Source organism: Streptococcus sp. Marseille-P7375 (assembly GCF_902460365.1).
Lineage (GTDB): Bacteria > Bacillota > Bacilli > Lactobacillales > Streptococcaceae > Streptococcus > Streptococcus cristatus_I.
In genome coordinates, this window is the sequence record NZ_CABPTR010000001.1 from 397,039 (window position 1) to 418,031 (window position 20,993).

Genomic DNA, 20,993 nt, shown 5'->3' on the forward strand with positions numbered 1-20,993 from the left:
TTTTCCCATTTTCCCAACAAAAAAAGTAATTGATCTTTATTTATTGTACAATAAATAAAAACTGAAAGGAAGTCTAAATATGAATAAAATTCTAAAAAGTTCCCTAATTTTATTGTTGGTAATGGATATTATTGTTATTGTCAATTGGTAAAATGTTTAGGTGTACACCTAAGTCTTTAGATGATATCTAAAGACTTAATACTGGTTGGAGGATACCATGAAAGATAGTGTAGTTAATTATTGGTTAAATTATTTTCCAGAGTATAGTTTAGAAACGTTTGAAAAGGAATTAACAAAGCATTTAGGAGAGAATTATATCGAGAAACTTTTAAATTTATATAAAGATTACGAGTCTGTGGATGTAAACATTGTATTTAAGAACGTTAGTTTAAATTTAGAGGCTATTCCAAAACAATTTAAAGAAATAATTGAAGAAAAATATTTATTTTCTTCAATTATAATACCGTTTATTAGCAAATATTTTTCTGAGTTTTCTTATACCATTTACCGAAATAAGAGCATTGAGGATTCGGATGAATTTTTAACTTACTCTGTATTGGATGTTGCAGATAGAATCAACACTTTGCTTTATCGTTCAATTATTGGAGATATCTCTACTCTAAAAGCTAGAGGTGTTCTTCAGGGAAAAACTTCTGTCAACAGAATGGAGTATTACAAGAATAAATATATAAAAGAAGAGAAAAATTTGGTAGATTTCTATGCAAAATTTTCCGAGTTAACACGTTTAACTTCCTATGTAGTAAAAAACACTTTTGAATTTTATTTAGAAATTATTCAACATTTTCAAGAGCAATATGCGAAAATTATTGAACTATTTCAGTGTAAAACGAGTTCTAAAGTACTGATTTCTAAAATAGAATTGGGAAATGGTGATTCACATAGAAAAAATAAGAGTGTCAGTAAAATTATTTTATCAAGCGGATATACTATAATATATAAGCCTCGCTCGCTTAATATTGAAAAATCGTTTGAAAAAATGATGGAATTTTTACGAGATCAAAATGCGATTTTAGATTACAAACTACCTAATATTATTTCAACTGAAAAATACGGATTTTGTGAATATATAGATACAGAAGAATGCATGAATGATTTGGATGTAAAGGGTTTTTATCACAGAATAGGAGAATTGTTGGGAATACTTTATTCTTTGAATTCTGTAGATTTTCATTATGAAAACATTATTGCGAAAGGAGCTTATCCAATTCCAATTGATTTAGAAACACTAATCCATCCTCAGATAGTGGATAGAAATAATAATTTATCAGCATTCAATAAAGCTTCTAAAAAATTTGAAAGCTCAGTAATAACTACAGGGCTTTTACCCATTTTTTTAAAAGGAAATGAAGTTGGTGGTGTTAGTATGAATAGTGAGCAAATTTCAACCTTTAAAACTGACTATATCAAGGATACTAACAGCGATAATATTCATATTGAGAGAGAGTATTATGTCATTTCTCCTAAAAGCAACAATCCTATGATCAATGGTGAGATTGTAGATGCCAAAGACTATCTTTTTGAAATTATAAAAGGATTTCAAGGTATATATAAATGGATTATGAATAATAGGAAGATATATACTGAAAAAATATATGAGCTTTTTAGTAACACAGTTGGAAGATTTATACCAAGGGCGACTCTATACTATTCACAATTATTAAGGATATCACTAAGCCCAGAATTTACCCAAAAGCATTATGAGAGAAAGATGTTGCTTTTAAGATTATACATAGGAAGCGAAGATTCTGAGACAATGTTGATTGATTCAGAATTTAAAGATTTACTAGAATCAGATATTCCTTATTTTTCATTTATTATTGGTGATAATAAAATATTTGATTCTAAAGGGGTAGAAGTAAAAGGTGTAAATTTAACCAATTTTAAAGAAGATTTTAATAGTAAGATTTCTTCTTTTTGTGATGAAGATTTAAAAGAACAAATTGGATATATCAAGGATTCTTTCATAAGTAGAAAAAATCAATCAGACAGCAATGATATTAAATTTCAAACATATTATAATAAATTGAAACCAGAATTATGGTTGTCTACTGCTACTAAAATTGGAGATTTGCTTATTGATAATTCAATTGAAGGAGTTAATGAGTACGGTCGAAAAGATTTGGCTTGGATTAGTGTAACAATGCAGGGTTTCGAAGAGGATGTTTGGTTACCTTCTGTTTTAACAAATGATTTGTATAGTGGGAATGCAGGAATTTCGCTATTTTTAATCAATTTATGGAACATAACAGGTAAGAAAAGATTTTTAGAGTATGCCAAGAAATCTGTTGAAACCTCAAAGGTATTATTGGGAAATAAGTACATTCACTCCAATCATTTAGTAGGGGCTTTTACAGGTTTAGGAGGGATGATATATTCACTTGCTGAATTTGCTCATCTCACTGGGGATATAAAAAATAAAAGCTTTATCAAAAAAACTATATTAAGTATAGATGAACTAATTTTAAGGGATACCTCAAATGATTTAATTAGTGGGAATACAGGGCTATTGGCTGTAATTTTAAAACTTGTTAATTCAGATTCATATTACAACACACCTGATATTAAATGTGTTATTGCAAAAATAATTCAAAAATTATTACATGAATCAAAGTTTGTAGACGGACTAAGGTTTTGGGAATGTATGCCAAATAGAAATTATGTTGGTTTTTCTCACGGAAATGCAGGTATACATTCTTATTTATTTAAGGCAATGAAATATTTGGGAGATAGTCGTGCAGAAGAGATTTTGCAAGAATCATTGAGCTATGAAAAAAAATGCTTCTCTTCTCAAAAAAATGATTGGTATAGATCTAAAGATGAAAAACAAATATCTTATACTTGGTGTCATGGCTCACCTGGGATACTTTTAAGTAAATTATTGTTGCTTTCTTCAGGATATAATTTTGATAATTTAGATAATGACATTGGACTAAGTATTGAGAACACTAAAGCTTACGGATTTGGGAATAATCCTACATATTGTCACGGTGATTTAGGAAATTTAGAAATATTAAATTATGCTTCTAAACTACTTTATAAAGAGAATTTAAATAATTTATGTACAAGTATATATCAAGAGCTGTTTGATACTGTTTTGGTTAAAGAATGGAATAAAAAAAATTTAAAATCTTCGAATACATACGGTTTAATGGTTGGTTTATCGGGGTGGGGTTACTCCATGTTATCAAATTATACGGATCACTCTTTGAATAACTTTCTATGGTTAGATTGATACGTATCTCTTTTCAAAAGTATTATTCTGGGCTATATAAATTAAAATTAGTTAGGAGAGAATAGTTAGATGACACAAAAAGATTTTTCCAAAAAAATTAACAGTCAATTATTAGAAGAGATTAGTGATAACAGTGCAGTTGGAGCGGGAGGGGGATGGGGATGGGCTAGGCTTAGTCCTATCAGTAACGCTCTTGGAAATAAAGGTGCAGTTTGCACAGGTACAATTGAATGTCAAAATAATTGTAGATAATAATATTTAGAGGAGAAAAATCATGAATAATAAATTTACAGGAAAAATTAATGAATTAGAACTCGAACAATTAGTTGGAGATAATCAAGTTGTAGGTGGAATCAGCCCTACTATTATTCCCGCTACAATTTCTTTTGTGGGTGTTACAATTACCGTAACATTAAATGCTGGTGCATGTCCAACTTCCGGATGTACAAAGAGTTGCAATAAATAATTAAGTAACAACATTTTTCAACAATATAGCCCAGTATAATGCTTTTGAATAGGAGATAATTATGACAGTTGAAAGTTATTTAAATAAAATTGAAAAATCAATTACTTCAGGTACTATAGAGGAAAATTATGAAAGTACATTTTATACTTTTAATAATCAATTTTCAAAGTACTTTATTAACTCTTTATCGAAAGATATACGGTGCTATCTTTCAGAAGATTCTATAGAGATACTAGAAAAACAATTTTATTCTGAGATATATTATTTGACAATTCGTACTCTTATTGATGATTTTTACAATTGGCAAAGAGTTAATGAGAGTGTACCGAAAGAAGAAAGATATCAGAGATACTGTTTAACATTGGGGACGGTTCCTTTTTTTAAAAAAATTAAGAAAGCATACCCAGTCTTATTTATTAAAATTTTTCATTTGCATCAACACACGATTAATTTAATAGAAGAAGCAATGTTATCAATCATCAGAGATAAAGATGAAATTAAGGAACATATAGGATTCAATTTTGATGATGGAATCAAAGAAATTGTACTTTCTACTGGTGATAGACATAACGGAGGCAAGACTGCAGTTATATTTAAAAATAATAATGATGATAAAATTTTATATAAGCCTCATTCATTAAATAATGATGTATTTTTGGAGAATTTTTTTAGTTTAATTAATAGAAGTTTACCTTTAAAATTATACCATCCTAAATCAATTTCAAAAAAAAATTATGGATGGCAGGAATTTATAGAGTTTCAAGAATGTAATCTTGATAATGATTACGAAGATTACTTTTATAGATACGGTGAACTTCTTGCAATAGCTTATGCACTGCAAATGACGGACCTTCATAAAGAAAACATAATAATGAGTAAGAATTATCCGATTGTTATTGATTCTGAGACTTTATTTACAAATCCAGACTTAAGCTGTAACAGGAATTCAACTATTCAAAACCCTGAAACTGTACATGATTTATTTCAAAAGTTTATCAAAGATTCGGTTTTAGACACATTATTGTTACCAAATAATTTTCAAAGTACTTTATTTGATTTTGATTTAAGTCCGCTGACTTATTATCAACAATTATCTGAAAACATTACTAGGTTTATAATAGAAAATGATTTTTCATATAATATTCGTCTAAAAGAAGTACATGTAGTACTTCCGAGTAGTAATGTCAAAAAAGAAACTAATAAATTTTATGGTAAGATAATTGATGGATTCAAAGCATGTTATACTATACTTGAAAATAGTAAAAATTATTTTATTGAAGAAATAAAATCATTGTCAGAAAAATATCCTCTATATCTGAGACAGGTTCTAAGGCCAACAATGGTATATGTTAAGTTTTTAGAGGCTTCAACCCACCCAGATTACCTTACAGATATCAAAAATCAGAGAAAGCTATTTCAGAAACTTAATAGCTCGTCATTTAAATTAGACAGTACTTTAGGAAAGCAAGTAGAAATTGAAATTAAGAGTTTAATGAAAGGAGATGTACCGTATTTTTATACAAACTTTAATAGTTTGAGCATTTATTCTATGGAAAATGAAATTTGTAATTTTTATGCTACATCTATCCAAAGTAAACTACTTGAAAGATTTCAAAAACTTGGAAATAAGGATATGTTAAAGCAGTTGCATGTGATTTTTCTATCTTTATCGACAGTTAAAGATACGACCATCTCTGAAATAAATCAAAGCCCATTACACGATTTTATTATTCCTGTTAATGACGAAAATTCTTTAGTATTAAAGGTCGGTGACTATGTTAATCATCAAGTCGTTTGGAATAATAATAATGAGTTTTGCATACTTCCTTCTGTTAGTCTGATTGATGATAAGAAAGTTATTTTACCGGTATCTTATTGCCTGTATGATGGTGGCGGAGTAGTTTTACTATTATATTATCTATATTTAAAATTTAAAGAAGAAAAGTACAAGATAGTTGCGGATGGTTTACTAAAGGGGTTCGAGTCGATGATTGAAATTGAAACAATTCGAAACTTTTCTGCGTTTAACGGCATTGGATCAGTAATATATCTATATTATTGCCTTTTTATACTAACATCGGAACCAGACTATCATGAAAAATATAAGTTTTACTTAACAATGCTAGCAAAACAAGATATTCCGTCAGATCAACCAATTGATTTTTTAGGAATATCCAGTTTAATTATTTTATTGTGTAATATTTATAAGATAGAACATAGCTCAAAACTTTTTGCGCTATTAAAAAAGTGTATTAACTATTGTATTTCACAATTAGATAATATAACAGCAACAGGTTTAGCACATGGTTACTCTGGAGTAGCAATGTCATTATCATATTATTATGAAATCAATCCTTGTACAGATATATTAAAATGTATAGAGAAACTACTACATAAAGAAGATGAATGTTTCAATAGTATATTAAAAAATTGGAAAGATATAAGAAGAAATCATGATGATTCCTTTCCTAATTTTTGGTGTTACGGAGCTCCGGGCATTTTATTGGCTAGAAAAGAAATTTTCGACAAAACTAATATTGGGAATAATGATTTATCAATAATTGAAAATGTATTAACTAATTTAGAAAAAATAAGAGAATTGAATTTATGTCATGGTTCTGTAGGTACTATCAGTTGTCTTGATGCGATATTGAAAGATGAAGAAAACCTATTGATAAAAGAATCTATAAATTTGTATTTCGATAATGTCGTTTCTCAGGTTATCAAGCCAGAATTAAATATAGATTTGAATACTATGAATACATTTTCTTTTATGCTAGGAGTATCTGGAGTTGCTTATGAAATATGTCGAAAACAAGATGATAGATTATTGAATGTTTTATTATTAGAGTTAAAGAGGACATGATGACTAGAAAAGTACCTAATATTGAGCAAATGTCTCAAATAGAATGTGGATTATGTTGTTGCTTGTCCATACTACATTTCTATAAAAGCAAAGAGACATTACTAGATTTGAGACGTGATATAGAAAAAGGGAGAGACGGTTATAGTATAGCTGACTTAAAACAGTTATTGAATAAACGAAATTTTGATACTGGTTCATATCAAGTTAAAGATGTAAATAAAATTGGTGAACTTCCGTTACCATTAATAGCATTTTGGGATAATCAACATTATGTAGTTATTTACAAAATAAAAAAGAACAAGTTTTATATAATGGATCCTTCTAAAGGATATGTAAATTATGAGTTTAAGGAATTTTCAAGACATTTTAGTAATATAGTACTGCTATCATTTCCTAACGAAAATTATCGACCTTTGAAGTCACAGTTTCCTTCGCCATGGATAAGAGTATTCTCTAGTTTTTCGAAGGTAAAAGGTCGATTAATTTTGACGTTACTATTTTCTATAATAAGTTACCTAATAATACTTTGCGTACCAGTAATGACTTCAAAGTTTATTAATTCTGCATTAGGTAATGCATTTTCTTTTCAAACCTCGTTTTTTATATTATTTTCCCTACTTTGTTTGTACCTTATTTCTATCTTGGCTAGGAGTATGGGAATTCTATTTTCTAATATATTTTTTAGTAGAGATATTGAAAGTTTTACGTTTAAGCATTTGCTTAAACTACCGTATAGTTTTTTTGAACTTAGGGCAAAAGGAGATATTTTATACAGAATCTCTAGTCTTAGTGGTTTTAGGGAGCTATTTACTAACCAAGTTGTTGGGGGAATAGTAGATATTGGGACTATTCTAAGTGTTGTAATATATATGTTTTTTAGTTCAAAAACATTAACATTTATAGCTCTTATATTGAGTTTAATCAACTTTTTGTTTCTGTTTAGTACTAAAAAAATAATGTACGATACGGTTAATAGAGAATTACAAGAACAATCATTGATTTACTCAGTAGAAACAGAAGCATTAAATACTATTTCTTCAATAAAAATATCGGGATTAGAAGATGAAATATATGAAAATTGGTCTAAGCGTTTAAAAAACGTATTGACCAAGTATAAAGAACGAAGCATTGTGCATATTTTATACAATTCAGCTACAAATGTGTTTCAATTGTTCGCTCCTATAATTATATTGATTTTTGGACTTAATAATGTTTTAAATGGAAAAATTTTATTGGGTGAGGTCGTCGCATTTCAAACAATGGCATCAATTTTATTTAGTTCAGAAATCTCAATTTTTAATGCTTATACGCAGTATATTTTGGCAGCAGGATACTTAAATAGAGTGAATGATATCTGGCTTGAAAATGAAGAGAATGTTGAAAATGGTCTTAAAAAGCGTTCTTTAGAGGGGAGAATAGATATTGAGAATCTATCTTTCTCTTATTCCAAAGATTCAGCTCCTGTAATAGAAAATTTAAATTTGACTATTGAGCCAGGACAGAGAATTGCACTAGTCGGTCAATCGGGGTCAGGAAAAAGTACATTATCAAAAATATTATCAGGATTATATAAGATTGATACAGGAAAAGTTTTATTTGATGGTGTAAATATTAATCAAATAGATAAAAAAGTATTAAGTCAAAATTTAGGAGTGGTTCCACAGGATTCTTTTTTGTTGAACAGAAGTATTCTTGATAATATAACTTTAAAGCATGAAGTTACTTCACAAAAGATAGAGGAAGTTTGCAAAGCAGTTCAAATCTATGATGAAATCATGGCTATGCCGATGAAATTTAATACTATCATCTCAGAGATGGGGTCAAATATTTCAGGTGGTCAAAGACAACGGATAGCACTGGCACGTGCATTAATAAATAATCCTAGTATTGTAATTTTAGATGAAGCAACTAGTGCATTAGACACTATTAATGAGGAGAGAATAACAAAGTATATACAAAGTCAGGGCTGTACTCAAATAATTGTAGCCCATAGATTGTCAACAATTAAGGATGCGGATATTATTTTTGTAATGAAAGATGGTAAGATTGTTGAGTCAGGAAATCATAAGTACTTAATGGCTATTGGTGGAGAGTACTACAATTTATATACAAAAAGGAAATGAGGTGTAAAGAAAATGAAGAAAGAAAATGAAGATGTGATTTCAACAGCAGCCTCACTAGGGGTGATGATTGGAATAGTGTTTGCAATTTCTTTAGATTTTCCAGTTGAATATGGTATTTCTTTAGGCTTGTTGAATGGAATATTATTGGGTTCGCTGATTTTTTACAAAAAACGATAAGAATTAAGCATAATTTCTTGCTGTAAACTAAGGAGTAGAGATGGCTATAGTTGAAATTATTAATGTAACAAAAAGCTTTAAAGATACTGAAGTTATTCATAACACTTCATTTTATTTAAAGAAGGGAAAAGTATATGGTTTTGTCGGACCAAATGGAGCTGGAAAAACTACAATTATCAAAATGATTCTAGGGATTTTAAAACCAGATTCTGGGGAAATAACTATTTTTAATCAAACCGTAGAACAGAATTCTGAAAATATATTATCTAGGATAGGATTAGTTTTGGGACCTTCATTTTATGGTCATCTTGATGCTTATAAAAATTTGAAGTTAATAGCAAATATGAAGGGCCTTAATTTAGATATTGAAAAACTTAATGAATATCTATCAATGGTAGGATTAAAAGATGTTAAAAAGAAAAAAGTAAAAAATTTTTCAATGGGCATGAAACAACGACTAAGTATAGCTGCATCATTGTTAGGTAGTCCAGAAATATTAATTTGGGATGAACCAATCAATGGACTTGATCCACAGGGTGTAATTGAAATTAGAAGTTTAATTCGTTTTCTTCAGGAGAAAAAGGGTATTACATTTTTTATATCAAGTCATATTCTTAGTGAACTGGATAAAGTGATATCTGATGTTATAATTATAAATTATGGGAAAGTTGAATTTTTTGGTTCTTGCCAATACCTTTTACAAAAGTATAATTGTCAAAATCTGGAAGAAGCCTACTTAGCTTGTTTAGCTGGAGGTGGATATGATTAAAGTGGAATTTCTTAAGCAGAGAAAAAGCGTCTTGTGGTTTGTTCTTATTTTCCCAATACTTCTGAATGTTTTGTTATATATAGACTTAACTTTTAGGTATCAAGCCTATTTATTGGTGCATCAAAATGAACTTGCTTTATCTAATTGGCAGTTAATTTTTAAAGAGCAGACAATATTTTATTTTTCTGAACTATTTTATGTAGTTCTGTCTTTAATAATTTACGAAGTGTTTGCAGTAGAATTTAAAAATGATGCATGGCTAACCGTAATTTCATTGCCATTTAGAAACAAGTACACAATAAATTCTAAATTACTCATTACAGTGGCTTACACATTTGTTTTTTGGCTGTCTGATTATATTAGTTTATACGTTATTGGGAAGGCTATTGATAATAGTTTAGAGATTAGTTTGATTTTCTTTTTTAAAACATTTACCATTCAATTATTTTCCTCGTTAATGATAATATTATTATATTTTCTAACTTTATTACTTATAAGGAAAATTTCTTTAATAATACCAATTGGTATTACAATGCTAATTTTAACAATTAGCATATACTACAACAATTATAATTTTAAGATTTACTTACCATTTACTTATCTTTCTCATGCTTTTAGAGTGACTGAAAATCAATTTTATATGATTTTACTATCCAATATAATAATCATCGTGCTTTCTTGTATATTAATTCGTAAATTGAATAAAAGAAGTTTTGAGATGAAACTTTAATAGGTAATAAAAATGAAGTTACTTAAAAATGAATTGATTAAGAGTAAAATATTGTTATTTATTACTGTTGATATCTGTATTCAGATTCTAGTCATTCTAGCTATAAAAACATATATTTTGGATATTTCGGCACCATACTCAGGGCTTACTTATAATAAGTATTGGTATGTTTTACATACCACAATATATATGCTAATGATTTTTCCGATACAAATTTTATATCAAAATCTAAGAGAGGCATTGATTGAAGATAATAATAATGGTTGGAATATCATGGCGATTAATACTAATAACCTTGCGAAAATCATCTATATAAAAGTAACGATAAATATCGCTAGATGCTTTATTTGTTATTTTGTTTATACAATTTTTTGTTTAGTTCAATTAGGTAGTATGGGAACTAATATGTTATTAACCAATATAATATTTCCCAATATAATGTCATTTCTTTTATTTTTACCTATAGCTATTTTTATACAAATTTGTTGTATAAGATTTGATTCCATTTTAGCTAAGGTCTTACCTAATATTTTGCTGATACTTATTGTTTTAACCACGTTTCAGAGTGATTGGAATATACTTATACCTGTAACTTACTATTATACAGCAATTCAGTCAACTACAAGCTTAGGTATTAAATTATTAGTTTGTATCTGGATTATGGGATTTGAATTTTCCCTTCTTCCTAAACTAATCAAATTAAAAGGACAAAATCTAGTTTAAATGTTGCTCGAAAATTAAATAATTGAATACGATTAACAATGAAACAATACAACGTGAGTCATGATTTCAAGGTAATTGATTTTACGATTCTGGTTTCTTACGCTTAAGTAAGCAAGTTGTATTGTAAGCGTCCCATAACTAAGTATCTAGAAAAAATCCAGAATTGTTCCCTGTTATCTAGGGGGCGTTCTGGATTTTTTTAGCGACAATTTTTTGTATGGTTTGTGACCATGGTAAATAAGCTTCTAGCGTCTCTCTTTTTGCGAGACTCTCCTCATTAGGAATATGTTCTAGAAGATAGCTTATATTATTTTGGTATTCAAGTGATGTCGTTTAGTGGTCTGAAATAGGCTCATGAAGACAACTGTCGCCTTGGATCCCTCGTAACTTTGGGAGAATAGACAATTTTTACGTCCCATAACCAAAGACTTGATGGCTATCTCTGCTAAATTATTGAAAAGAACTAAGCAGCCATCTTTTAAAACTATATTGAAAGTTTCTTCATACTGGAGATGGTATGCAAAGGCTTTTCCGATTTTAGAACCAGACAAGATAACTTGCTGGCGATACCAATCAAAGAATTCCTTCATTAGAGGTTTCAGTTATTCTTGCTGTTTTTGAAGCTGCTCATCTGGTGTTAAGACTTCCCAAAGCTTCTCAATACGAAACATCGCATCACACTTAACCCCAGTGACGATGGATCAGCTTCCTTTGGAGTAGCTTCAAAAAACTTCTGGCTACTATGAGCCCAGCAACTGACCAATTTGACATTGGGTAATTGTCTATAGGCGCTCCATATATCATAATAGACAAATCTATTATAATCACCGAGGAATTCTTGGACAACAACACAGCTACGACGTTGATCGTGATAGTGCCAGTTTGACAAGTTTCTAGCCAGCTGTTTGTACGCTTTCTTCTGTTCTTTATCAAACATGACATACTTAATCAAATGGTTCACATTACTTTCATCCGAACGAAGAAGGTTCTCTTCACTTCCGTATCTTGCATCTGCAACAACAATCTTTAAGTCATGTGGGTAAGTTTCGAGTAATGGCAAAAGTGTGTTAGTATCCGCCTGATTTGGAAAAATATCATAATGAAGAACAAATTGGTTTTCTGTTGCGATTTAAAGATTATACCCAGGATTGCATTTGGTACAACATACCCCATGAGATCTCATAAACGATATCGTTAAAGATGTAGTAAGAACGAATCATAAGAAGTCAGCAGACAGCATAGTAGTGAAGAAATTTCTGTAGTCGAAGTGAGGCTAAGGATTGAAGAATTAAATGATAATCTACCTATAACATTCTATTCGCAATAATTCTTGTATGTAAAGATGCTTCTCACAGAATGTATGTTGAAATATGCTCTTCACAAATATTGGACGGCATAAGAGAAATGAAATCATGCATAGGTAGATGTGGAAATTCGAACTGTTCTAACGAAACTTTAGTTGAACTGTTGTATTCCGAACGGTACATAAGGTGGTGTTAGTGACCAAAAATAGTTTCTACTCGATTATTAAAAATAGTGTTTCTGTACTGTTAGTGTTATGGTAAATATGCCTATAGTCCCCCCTGTTTTACCAGAGTTTGTTCATTTGGGGAACGCGTGGTAAGGAGCGTAAAAGCCAGCAAATTAATAGAATTAAGCTTTAGATGATTCTTTTCAGTAAACCCTAATTGGTTTACTGAAAATCTCTGAGATCAATAGGGTGAATCAATATTTTCGACATGTTTAGCAAGACTATCGCAACCATGCAAAAAGCAACGGCAAATCCGTTGCTTTTTTGTAGCAAAGGGACTATTGTCCCAGACTCAGACTCATTAGTCAAGTAATCATAGCATTAACCTGTACGAAGTTCAGCGAACGTCTTTAGACGTCGCTGGAGGGAAACGGCTTATAGCCGATGTAAAAGCCACCCATTTTCACGGGTGGTTATGACTTCAGTTCTGTTAATTCTCTTTTTTGAATAGTTTTCTTTTTCCTTAATATTAGGCTTGAATAAATTGTGATAGGTAGTTTCTACAGGATGTGGATAGATATTTTAATATTTTGAATTTTTAAGTATCTGTATATTTGAATCTCCCGATTTCTTTCTTGTATTAATGTTTGACAAAGTAAATTTTATTATCTATAATATAGGGAAAAGAAAAGGCTTACAACATTTATTTCTTAGTTAAAATAATTGTTTTATAAATACATCATGAATATGATTGATTAAATCTAATGATGTTGTTTTTGGGACAATTATTATATCAACAAGACAATATAGAATCGGTCCAAGATATACAGGTGGCAGAAGAGTTGCTGGATGCCATCCCCTATTCTCCTGTTTTAGCGGATTTGGGCTACTTGGGTAAGGAACTGAAAAAACGATTGGAAGCCAAGGGAATAGACTTTTTGACGCCGATTCGTAAAAATATGAAAGGAGCAGCTGAGCACAACAATCCTGCTATCCTGGCAATCCGAAGGACCATCGAAACTCGGATCTCTGTCCTAAATGCATCGTTTAACATTGAACATCCGCTTGCTCGCTCTTTAGCAGGTTTGCAATTAGAGATCGAACGGGCTATTTTGGTCTATAATTTAGGATTTTTTATCAACTAGCAACACGGGTATTATATATATGATAGATTTTGATTTTAAAGGAGGATTTATGAATTTGAAAGGTATAATCTTCGATATGGATGGAGTTATAGTTGATACAGAGTACCAAGATTTTCTAATACAGAAAGATTTTATCAAACACCTTAATCCAAAATCTAGTTACGAAGATTCTGAGCTATTGGTATTAGTTGGTAAATCATATTTTAATCTTTATAGGCTTTTACAGCAATTTATTGAGAAACAATATGATATAAAAACTATAGAAAAAGAATATGCTTCTTTTAGTGATGAGAGATATGAAAAAATTGATTATTCTTTACTTTTTAGAAAAGAAATTCTAAAAATTATTGACTATGCATTGAAAAACGGAATCAAATTAGCTGTAGCATCATCATCAAAATATGAGCATATTAATGAAGTTTTAGAAAGGTGTGACATAAAAAAATATTTTGATGTCATCGTTAGCGGAGAGAATTTTGTAGAAAGTAAGCCAAATCAGTCTATCTATTTAACAACGCTACACAAGTTAGAATTGCAAGCAGAACAATGTATTGCAATTGAAGATTCATACTCTGGAATTGAATCTTCAACTAGCGCCGGAATTGCAACTATTGGTTATTATGATAGCCGATTACCATTTTTTAATGACAAAGCGCAATGGAAAGTTGAAAATATGAAAGAAGTTTTACAAATAATAGAATCACAGAGTCTTTGAGTTGAAAGGCGATGAGGTTCTTGAGGACGTTAGAAAGAAATAAACTTGTTTCATAACGAAAATTGAGGTAGAACTTATCAGGACTCTGCCTTTTTAGGCTCTTTTCTACCATTTGTCAAGTCTGTCAAGGCTTTAAGTAAAAAAATGAGATATGAAAAGGCAACACTTTTCTATACAAAATTTATAAAGTGTTTTTTTAAAGCGCTGATTCGCTTAGCGATTGGGGTTTGGTAGTTCAGACTGCTGTGAATGCGGTGATGATTCCACCAGTAAACGTAGTCCTTTGTTTTAAAGGTTAGTTCTTTCAGCGAATGGAAGTTTTCTTGGTTGACAAACTCGAGTTTGAAGGCACGGTAAGTACTTTCAGACACGGCGTTGTCATAGTCAAATTGTCGAGCCAATAAGTTTGGAATAGGTGCTTCATTTTTCCCTTTAGAATTTGATTTGAAGGTAGCCTTCTGGTAGACGGATACGAGATACAATCGCTTCATGATGCGACGAATCCGCCGACGAGATAAGATAATCCCTTCGTTTTCCAGACATTTCTTGAGTTTTCTAGCACCATGTCTAGACTTGCTCTCACGGAGAATGGTTTTAATCATTTCTTCAAGCTCTGCCTCAGACTTTGGTTCTATGGCTTTGTAGTAATAGCTAGCACGAGGGATGTTCAAGCAACGACACATGGCTGAAATGCAATATTTATCCTTATTAGCAGTGATTACTTCCCTTTTTGTGCCATAATCACTGCCGCTTGCTTTAAGATATCTAATTGCATTTCAAGCTCTTTATTTCGCTTCCTAAGAGCAATGAGCTCACGTTGTTCATCGGTGAGATTATCAACAGACTTAAAGGAACCGGTCGTTCTTGCCTGTTTGACCCACTTATCAAAGGTAGAGGGTGTTAAATCATATTCTTCGATAAGCTCACTTCGTTTCATACCGGCATTATGAAGATCAACGATTTGTTGTTTGAAGTCATCTGTGAAGTGACGGCGAGCTTTTCTAGACATATTGTTCTCCTCTTTTCTTTAGTGTAGAACACTTTATAAAATCTGTCTAGTTTAGTGTAACCGATTCACAGAAAAAGAAGCTCAAAATCTACGTTACGGTCTAGAAGGTCGTGTGACAAGCGTTATTGACCAAAAGACCTACTTCAATTACTTTAAAGACAAGTTACTAAACTTGCAAGACCAATAGAAAGAGATTACTGATGGCTAACAATACGATTAATAACTTTAAAACACTTGATAACCACGCTCTTGAACAAGTCGTAGGTGGAAGTGGGTGGATGGATTATATAAATGGTTTCCTAAAAGGATTTGGAGGGCAAAGAACGCTCCCAGCACAAGACTATAACATTCCTCAAGCTTAGGTATAGAAAAAAGGCTGTTAGGCCTTTTTAGTTATTGTTAATTGTTGTGTGAATGAGAAATTGTTACTCCGTGTTTCTAAGTTTACATTGATATAGTTGTCTAAGATTTCTGTGACATTAGCAAGGCCAATGCCTCGCTCTCGTCCCTTGTTGGAGACACCTCTTTCAAATATGGTTTTGGTTTCTGTTTTTTCTTCACTTATGGTATTGCTAATAGATAATAGCTGTGAACGATGATCTTCCCAAAAGCTAATAGTAATTTTAGGTTTTTGAGTTTGAATGGCACCTTCAATAGCGTTATCTAAAAAAATAGAAGTGACGATAATGAAGTCCAGAATCTCCATCCCAATCAAGTGGATGGGTTCTGGGATGCTAATCTGAGCTTCAATACCTTCTTCTGCTGCTTGTAAAACTTTTGCGAACAGAAGGCTTTTCAAAGTATTATCCTGAATATTAACGAGTCTAGCTAAGTCAAAGTTTCTTGTATTTAATCGTTTATCGGATTCTTGAAGCACACTATCATAGACTTCTTTGACAATATCCATATCGTCTTTTTCTATCCCCAATCGTAATGTGACTAAGAGATTACTATAATCGTGTCTAAAACCACGAACAGAATTGTAGAGACCTTCAATATGTTTATTGTAGGTGTTGAGATTTTCTAGCTGGAGATTTTTCTGTGAGTCCAATTGTCCTTGAATCATTTCACGAATGTTTCTGTCTAAAAAAACAATCATAATGAAGAAGAGGACAAGTGAAATAACAACACAGAGTTTTCGAAGCTCCAAAGTTGAAGAGTGAGTAGTGTTTTCAAGATACATGAGGGTCTGTAACAGTAGGGTGTACCCAAACATAAAAAAGTCAGCAACTATAATAATATGTTGAATCGGAGAATTTGATTTCTGCTTTTGAAGTATGGTAAAACTCTCCTTGAATAATTTAATAAAGAGAAATGATAGACAAAGAGATGCAATAGATGAAGGGATGGATATTAATAGAGAGCTTTGATAATCGGTGATACTAATATTAAAAAAAGGAAAGATAAAGAAAGTAATCAATCTTAAACTAAGGTTGTTGAGGATATCAGGTAAGAGACCATTGAAAATCTTTATTTTTAATGGTCTCTTAGTCTTAGTGGATAAAAGGAAGGAGATAAGAAGATAATAGATATCTTCACCCCAGAATTTAATGATAAACCAAGAAGAGTGGTTATAAATAAAATTAAAGGCTAAATTAAAAATAAGGAGTAGGAAAAAATACCTCAGACGAATCTTCTGTCCCATTAAATAAAGGAAAAGAATAATTTCTAGGCCTGCACTTAAAAGGGTGAGAAAAAGTAGACATAACGTTGTTAACATCCTCTGCCTCTTTCCTCAACAATTTGTGCAATCTTTCCTATCTTCATACGGGATACTGGTAGGACTTGACCATTAATTAAGGTAGCTTCATAATTGGTCTTGTTGACAGAGATGATCATATCTGTATTGACGATATAGGAACGATGGCATGGGTAGAGTTTTTTATGTATCTTTTTAAAATCTGCTAGATTTGCTCGGATATCCATTAGGGTATGGATAGTCTGGAGGTGAACATGGTGTTTGATATCTGATGTAACTAGGTAAAGGATTTGATCTATTGGTAGGTTTATTAACTGAGTCTCTGTTTGGTAGTAAAAAAACTCGTCAGTGGTAGTGATGTTAATAGGATTGACTTGAGCAATGGTATCGCCTATTTCTTTTCTAAAGCTAGCTTCATCTAAGGTTTTATCTATGTATTTATAGGCTGTGACGCCAAAAGCTTGAGGCATGAACTCTATGTGTGTTGTGACGAAGGCAATGATGGCATAGGGATTGCTTTGACGTATGATTTTAGAGATATCGAGCCCTTTCTTATTCTCTCCTTTAATTTCAATATCAAGAAAGAAAACCTGATCGCTTATATTTGAGGTGATAGCAGATAGTAGTTGACCTGGCTTGTCAAAAGAGTGAACACACGATAGATCTTTTCCGAAGGTTTTAAGTTCCTGAGCTAGAGCATCTTCTAAACGTCCCATCTGAATAGGATTATCTTCTAATAAGTAAATCTTCATGGTTTAGTCCCACCTTTCATGACGCATACTGTTTACTGAAAAATTGTAACATAAAGGAAAGAGGTTTTCAATTTTTATGAGAGTAAAATTAGAATTTTTTCTGAGTTGAATATATTAAAAATTACCATTCGGGACGTATAGCCACTTTTTGGGACGCTAGCTCTGATAGAAAGACTTGAATGCTATACTAAAGATGTGATTGAGAGATCACACGATAAAATTTTAGGGGGTAGTTGCCATGGCAACTCAAACAATTGAAAACTTTAAGACCCTTGACTTCGAAACGCTTGTAAGTGTTGAAGGAGGGAAAGTCGTTTATTACGGTAATGGCCTATACTGTGATTCAAATCGTGGTTGTTGGGTAGATTGGTCACAAACAGTTAATACTATTATAACGAATTCTACAATGAATTGGCTGACTGGTGGAAATGCTGGATGGAATTCAGGTGGTATTCTTTAATGGTAGCACTTCGATGGTTCTCTGGAGGAAAAGAAAGGCGTGAGGAAGCAGTCAATTTAATTGATGAAATCATTAATGATTTTGGAGATGACTTACGTTTTAACGGATTGAAACAAGCTTTATTATCCTATAGAGGTGAGCTTGCAAAATCCGAATCTTCAGCTCCTTATATTCTAAGTAGAATGTCGATAGAGATATCAACAATTCTTAGGAAAGACAAGTTAATATTGACTCCCTATGTTGAGGAGCGTATGGCTGAGTTAAGAAAATTACTAAGCATTCGCTACGGATATTGACTCTGTTGATGATGATATTTATTACAGAAATAACATATAACGACCTTGAAGTAACCCAAGGTGGCGCTGTTTGTCGTATGCCAAATGTGAATAACAAAGAGGGGGACCCTCTCAAAGACGGTTGGGTATCACCACCTAGATATCGAAGCGGTGAAGCCTATCCGATGGTTTATTTACCTATCTGTGCTATTATGTAAGAACTTGAAATTAAGGTTCTTATTTGATAAGAATTTTAAAAGTCCCTTTATTACCTGAACTTTCAGGTGATAGTGGGATTTTTATATTCTTACCATTTGGGACGTATAGGCGCTTTTTGGGACACTTGCTTCTATGAGAGTTATAAATTGCTAAACTAGACTAAGTAATCGAAAGGAGTTTATGATGAAAAAACGTGCATTAACGCTTTGGTTGATGAGTACATCTATATTACTGAGCTTATCAGTTGGTTCAGCTTTAGCTGATGAGGTGAAAGAAACGGGAGTTGATAGCTCACCAAAAGTTGAAGCAACAGCACCTACCCCAGTAGAACAAGCATCAGATAGTCAGGAGCAGTCAAAACCTGAGGATAATCAGACATTACCTGCCATTGAATCGGTAGCCTTAGCTGAGTCCGAGGAGGAGACCGCAGATGATATTCCTGAGGTCTCTCGTGAGGAATACGAGACCAATGTTGCAGATTTACCTAAGATAAGCTTAGATGATGTGCGTAATGCTTTCACTGAGGATGGACGAGCCCATGCCATTTATTTTGGACGTGGCACTTGTTATTATTGCCGTCAATTTTCACCCGAGTTGAAGGTCTTAAATCAACTGATGGATGGACGTTTAGAATATTATGATACAGATCGTAAGGATTTTGACAGAAACTATGTGTTTGGTGATATTGGTATTCCAGGAACACCGACACTACTCTATTTGGAGAATGGTCAATTATTATCAGGCTGGGTTGGTGGTGGACCTGTCCAAACAGTTTACGACCATTTAGCCAGTTCAAGTCCACGATTTATGACTTTGAATCAAGAGCAACCAACCATCTCTGAACTTCAACCTCAAACTGAAACTGTCCGTCCGACAGAACTAACCAAAGAGGGCACGAAAGAGAAATCTTTGTCAACTGTTCAACCACAGCCGATGTCAACGGTTCAGAAGGAACTGATCGCTCAAACAGGTCAAAGGCTACCAAAGGCTGACAAACTAGTAGACGCTAAAGTTCTTCCAAAAACAAATGATGGTGAGCAAACATCGGTATCTTTTGTAGGAACATTGGCAATTTTAACGTCACTAATGTTAGCATTAAGATATTATTATATGAAAAGACAACGCTTTTCTATACAAAATTTATAAAGTTTTTTTTGTTAAGTGCTGATTCGCTTAGCGATTGGGGTTAAGTAGTTAAGACTGCTGTGAATGCGATGATGATTCCACCAGTTTTGTTTTAAGGATTAGTTCTTTCAGCGAATGGAAGTTTTCTTGGTTGACAAACTCGAGTTTGAAGGCACGGTAAGTACTTTCAGACACGGCGTTGTCATAGTCAAATTGTCGAGCCAATAAGTTTGGAATAGGTGCTTCATTTTTCCCTCTAGAATTTGATTTGAAGGTAGCCTTCTGGTAGACGGATACGAGATACAATCGCTTCATGATGCGACGAATCCGCCGACGAGATAAGATAATCCCTTCGTTTTCCAGACATTTCTTGAGTTTTCTAGCACCATATCTAGACTTGCTCTCACGGAAAATGGTTTTAATCATTTCTTCAAGCTCTGCCTTAGACTTTGGTTCTATGGCTTTGTAGTAATAGCTAGCACGAGGAATGTTCAAGCAACGACACATGGCTGAAATGCAATATTTATCCTTATTAGCAGTGATTACTTCCCTTTTTGTGCCATAATCACTGCCGCTTGCTTTAAGATATCTAATTGCATTTCAAGCTCTTTATTTCGCTTCCTAAGAGCAATGAGCTCACGTTGTTCATCGGTGAGATTATCAACAGACTTAAAGGAACCGGTCGTTCTTGCCTGTTTGACCCACTTATCAAAGGTAGAGGGTGTTAAATCATATTCTTCGATAAGCTCACTTCGTTTCATACCAGCATTATGAAGATCAACGATTTGTTGTTTGAAGTCATCTGTGAAGTGACGGCGAGCTTTTCTAGACATATTGTTCTCCTCTTTTCTTTAGTGTAGAACACTTTATAAAATCTGTCTAGTTTAGTGTAACCGATTCAATAAGACTGTAGCTATTCTGAGGTTACTGTCTTATTTCTAATACTTTTTGATCCATAAAAGGGCATACTAAAAAAACNTTCGTTTCATACCAGCATTATGAAGATCAACGATTTG

General features: G+C 32.1%; 19 protein-coding genes and 2 pseudogenes. 15 read left to right on the plus strand and 6 right to left on the minus strand.

Annotated features, from left to right (window positions below; translation table 11 throughout):
• Positions 1-217 precede the first annotated feature (217 nt).
• The 9 genes from FZ954_RS02040 (at position 218) to FZ954_RS02080 (ending at position 11,107) form a co-directional block, all read left to right on the plus strand.
• The gene (locus FZ954_RS02040) at positions 218-3,253 is read left to right on the plus strand and encodes a type 2 lanthipeptide synthetase LanM family protein (protein WP_148876622.1); all 3,036 of its coding nucleotides are present in this window, start codon (positions 218-220) and stop codon (positions 3,251-3,253) included.
• A gap of 69 nt (positions 3,254-3,322) precedes the next feature.
• Positions 3,323-3,505: a plantaricin C family lantibiotic gene (locus FZ954_RS02045; RefSeq protein WP_148876624.1), complete on the plus strand. Its 183-nt coding sequence runs from the start codon at positions 3,323-3,325 to the stop codon at positions 3,503-3,505.
• Positions 3,506-3,527: 22 nt separating this feature from the next.
• Positions 3,528-3,719, plus strand: a complete 192-nt coding sequence (locus FZ954_RS02050; RefSeq protein WP_125372388.1) for a class II lanthipeptide, LchA2/BrtA2 family — start codon at positions 3,528-3,530, stop codon at positions 3,717-3,719.
• 61 nt (positions 3,720-3,780) lie between these two features.
• Positions 3,781-6,585, plus strand: coding sequence for a type 2 lanthipeptide synthetase LanM (lanM, locus tag FZ954_RS02055; protein ID WP_148876627.1), 2,805 nt, complete (start codon positions 3,781-3,783; stop codon positions 6,583-6,585).
• Positions 6,585-8,708 carry a peptidase domain-containing ABC transporter gene (locus tag FZ954_RS02060; protein WP_148876629.1) on the plus strand — a complete coding sequence of 708 codons (2,124 nt, stop codon included), beginning with the start codon at positions 6,585-6,587 and terminating at the stop codon, positions 8,706-8,708. The genes lanM and FZ954_RS02060 overlap by 1 nt, the downstream gene beginning before the upstream one ends.
• A gap of 12 nt (positions 8,709-8,720) precedes the next feature.
• Positions 8,721-8,885: a hypothetical protein gene (locus FZ954_RS02065; RefSeq protein WP_125372391.1), complete on the plus strand. Its 165-nt coding sequence runs from the start codon at positions 8,721-8,723 to the stop codon at positions 8,883-8,885.
• Between the two features lie 40 nt (positions 8,886-8,925).
• The gene (locus tag FZ954_RS02070) at positions 8,926-9,654 is read left to right on the plus strand and encodes an ABC transporter ATP-binding protein (protein ID WP_148876632.1); all 729 of its coding nucleotides are present in this window, start codon (positions 8,926-8,928) and stop codon (positions 9,652-9,654) included.
• Positions 9,647-10,384, plus strand: a complete 738-nt coding sequence (locus FZ954_RS02075) for an ABC transporter permease (protein WP_125386936.1) — start codon at positions 9,647-9,649, stop codon at positions 10,382-10,384. The genes FZ954_RS02070 and FZ954_RS02075 overlap by 8 nt, the downstream gene beginning before the upstream one ends.
• A 12-nt stretch (positions 10,385-10,396) precedes the next feature.
• Positions 10,397-11,107, plus strand: coding sequence for a hypothetical protein (locus tag FZ954_RS02080; protein ID WP_148876634.1), 711 nt, complete (start codon positions 10,397-10,399; stop codon positions 11,105-11,107).
• A gap of 302 nt (positions 11,108-11,409) precedes the next feature.
• On the opposite strand, the gene FZ954_RS12140 is transcribed toward FZ954_RS02080, so the two are convergent.
• Complete coding sequence (locus FZ954_RS12140) at positions 11,410-11,697, minus strand: transposase (RefSeq protein WP_148876636.1); 288 nt, start codon at positions 11,695-11,697, stop codon at positions 11,410-11,412.
• A 47-nt stretch (positions 11,698-11,744) separates the two neighbouring features.
• On the minus strand, positions 11,745-12,236 hold the full coding sequence (locus tag FZ954_RS02090) for a transposase (RefSeq protein ID WP_374756238.1): 492 nt from the start codon (positions 12,234-12,236) through the stop codon (positions 11,745-11,747).
• 1,118 nt (positions 12,237-13,354) lie between these two features.
• On the opposite strand from FZ954_RS02090, the gene FZ954_RS02095 reads away from it, so the two are divergent.
• Both FZ954_RS02095 and FZ954_RS02100 read left to right on the plus strand, forming a co-directional pair.
• Positions 13,355-13,723 (plus strand): transposase, encoded by a 369-nt coding sequence (locus FZ954_RS02095; RefSeq protein WP_181951204.1) that lies wholly within the window; start codon positions 13,355-13,357, stop codon positions 13,721-13,723.
• A 49-nt stretch (positions 13,724-13,772) separates the two neighbouring features.
• Entirely contained in the window at positions 13,773-14,438 is a 666-nt protein-coding gene (locus FZ954_RS02100) for an HAD family phosphatase (protein WP_148876643.1), read from the plus strand.
• A gap of 170 nt (positions 14,439-14,608) precedes the next feature.
• Here FZ954_RS02100 and FZ954_RS02105 read toward each other — a convergent pair.
• A pseudogene (locus FZ954_RS02105) lies at positions 14,609-15,447 on the minus strand (IS3 family transposase).
• 200 nt (positions 15,448-15,647) lie between these two features.
• Here FZ954_RS02105 and FZ954_RS02115 point away from each other — a divergent pair.
• Positions 15,648-15,809, plus strand: a complete 162-nt coding sequence (locus FZ954_RS02115; RefSeq protein ID WP_148876645.1) for a ComC/BlpC family leader-containing pheromone/bacteriocin — start codon at positions 15,648-15,650, stop codon at positions 15,807-15,809.
• 17 nt (positions 15,810-15,826) lie between these two features.
• Here FZ954_RS02115 and FZ954_RS02120 read toward each other — a convergent pair whose 3' ends face one another.
• Positions 15,827-17,167, minus strand: a complete 1,341-nt coding sequence (locus FZ954_RS02120) for a sensor histidine kinase (protein ID WP_148876647.1) — start codon at positions 17,165-17,167, stop codon at positions 15,827-15,829.
• Positions 17,161-17,898, minus strand: a complete 738-nt coding sequence (locus FZ954_RS02125) for a LytTR family DNA-binding domain-containing protein (protein ID WP_148876649.1) — start codon at positions 17,896-17,898, stop codon at positions 17,161-17,163. The genes FZ954_RS02120 and FZ954_RS02125 overlap by 7 nt, the downstream gene beginning before the upstream one ends.
• 238 nt (positions 17,899-18,136) lie before the next feature.
• On the opposite strand from FZ954_RS02125, the gene FZ954_RS02130 reads away from it, so the two are divergent.
• From FZ954_RS02130 to FZ954_RS02145, 3 genes are all read left to right on the plus strand, one after another.
• Positions 18,137-18,358 carry a leucocin A/sakacin P family class II bacteriocin gene (locus FZ954_RS02130; protein WP_148876652.1) on the plus strand — a complete coding sequence of 74 codons (222 nt, stop codon included), beginning with the start codon at positions 18,137-18,139 and terminating at the stop codon, positions 18,356-18,358.
• Complete coding sequence (locus FZ954_RS02135; RefSeq protein ID WP_148876654.1) at positions 18,358-18,654, plus strand: bacteriocin immunity protein; 297 nt, start codon at positions 18,358-18,360, stop codon at positions 18,652-18,654. The genes FZ954_RS02130 and FZ954_RS02135 overlap by 1 nt, the downstream gene beginning before the upstream one ends.
• 381 nt (positions 18,655-19,035) lie before the next feature.
• A complete protein-coding gene (locus FZ954_RS02145; RefSeq protein ID WP_148876657.1) occupies positions 19,036-19,998 on the plus strand; it encodes a thioredoxin family protein in 963 nt (320 codons plus the stop codon).
• 11 nt (positions 19,999-20,009) lie between these two features.
• Here the strand turns inward: FZ954_RS02145 and FZ954_RS02150 are convergent.
• Positions 20,010-20,810: pseudogene (locus FZ954_RS02150) on the minus strand (IS3 family transposase).
• Positions 20,811-20,993: the final 183 nt, after the last annotated feature.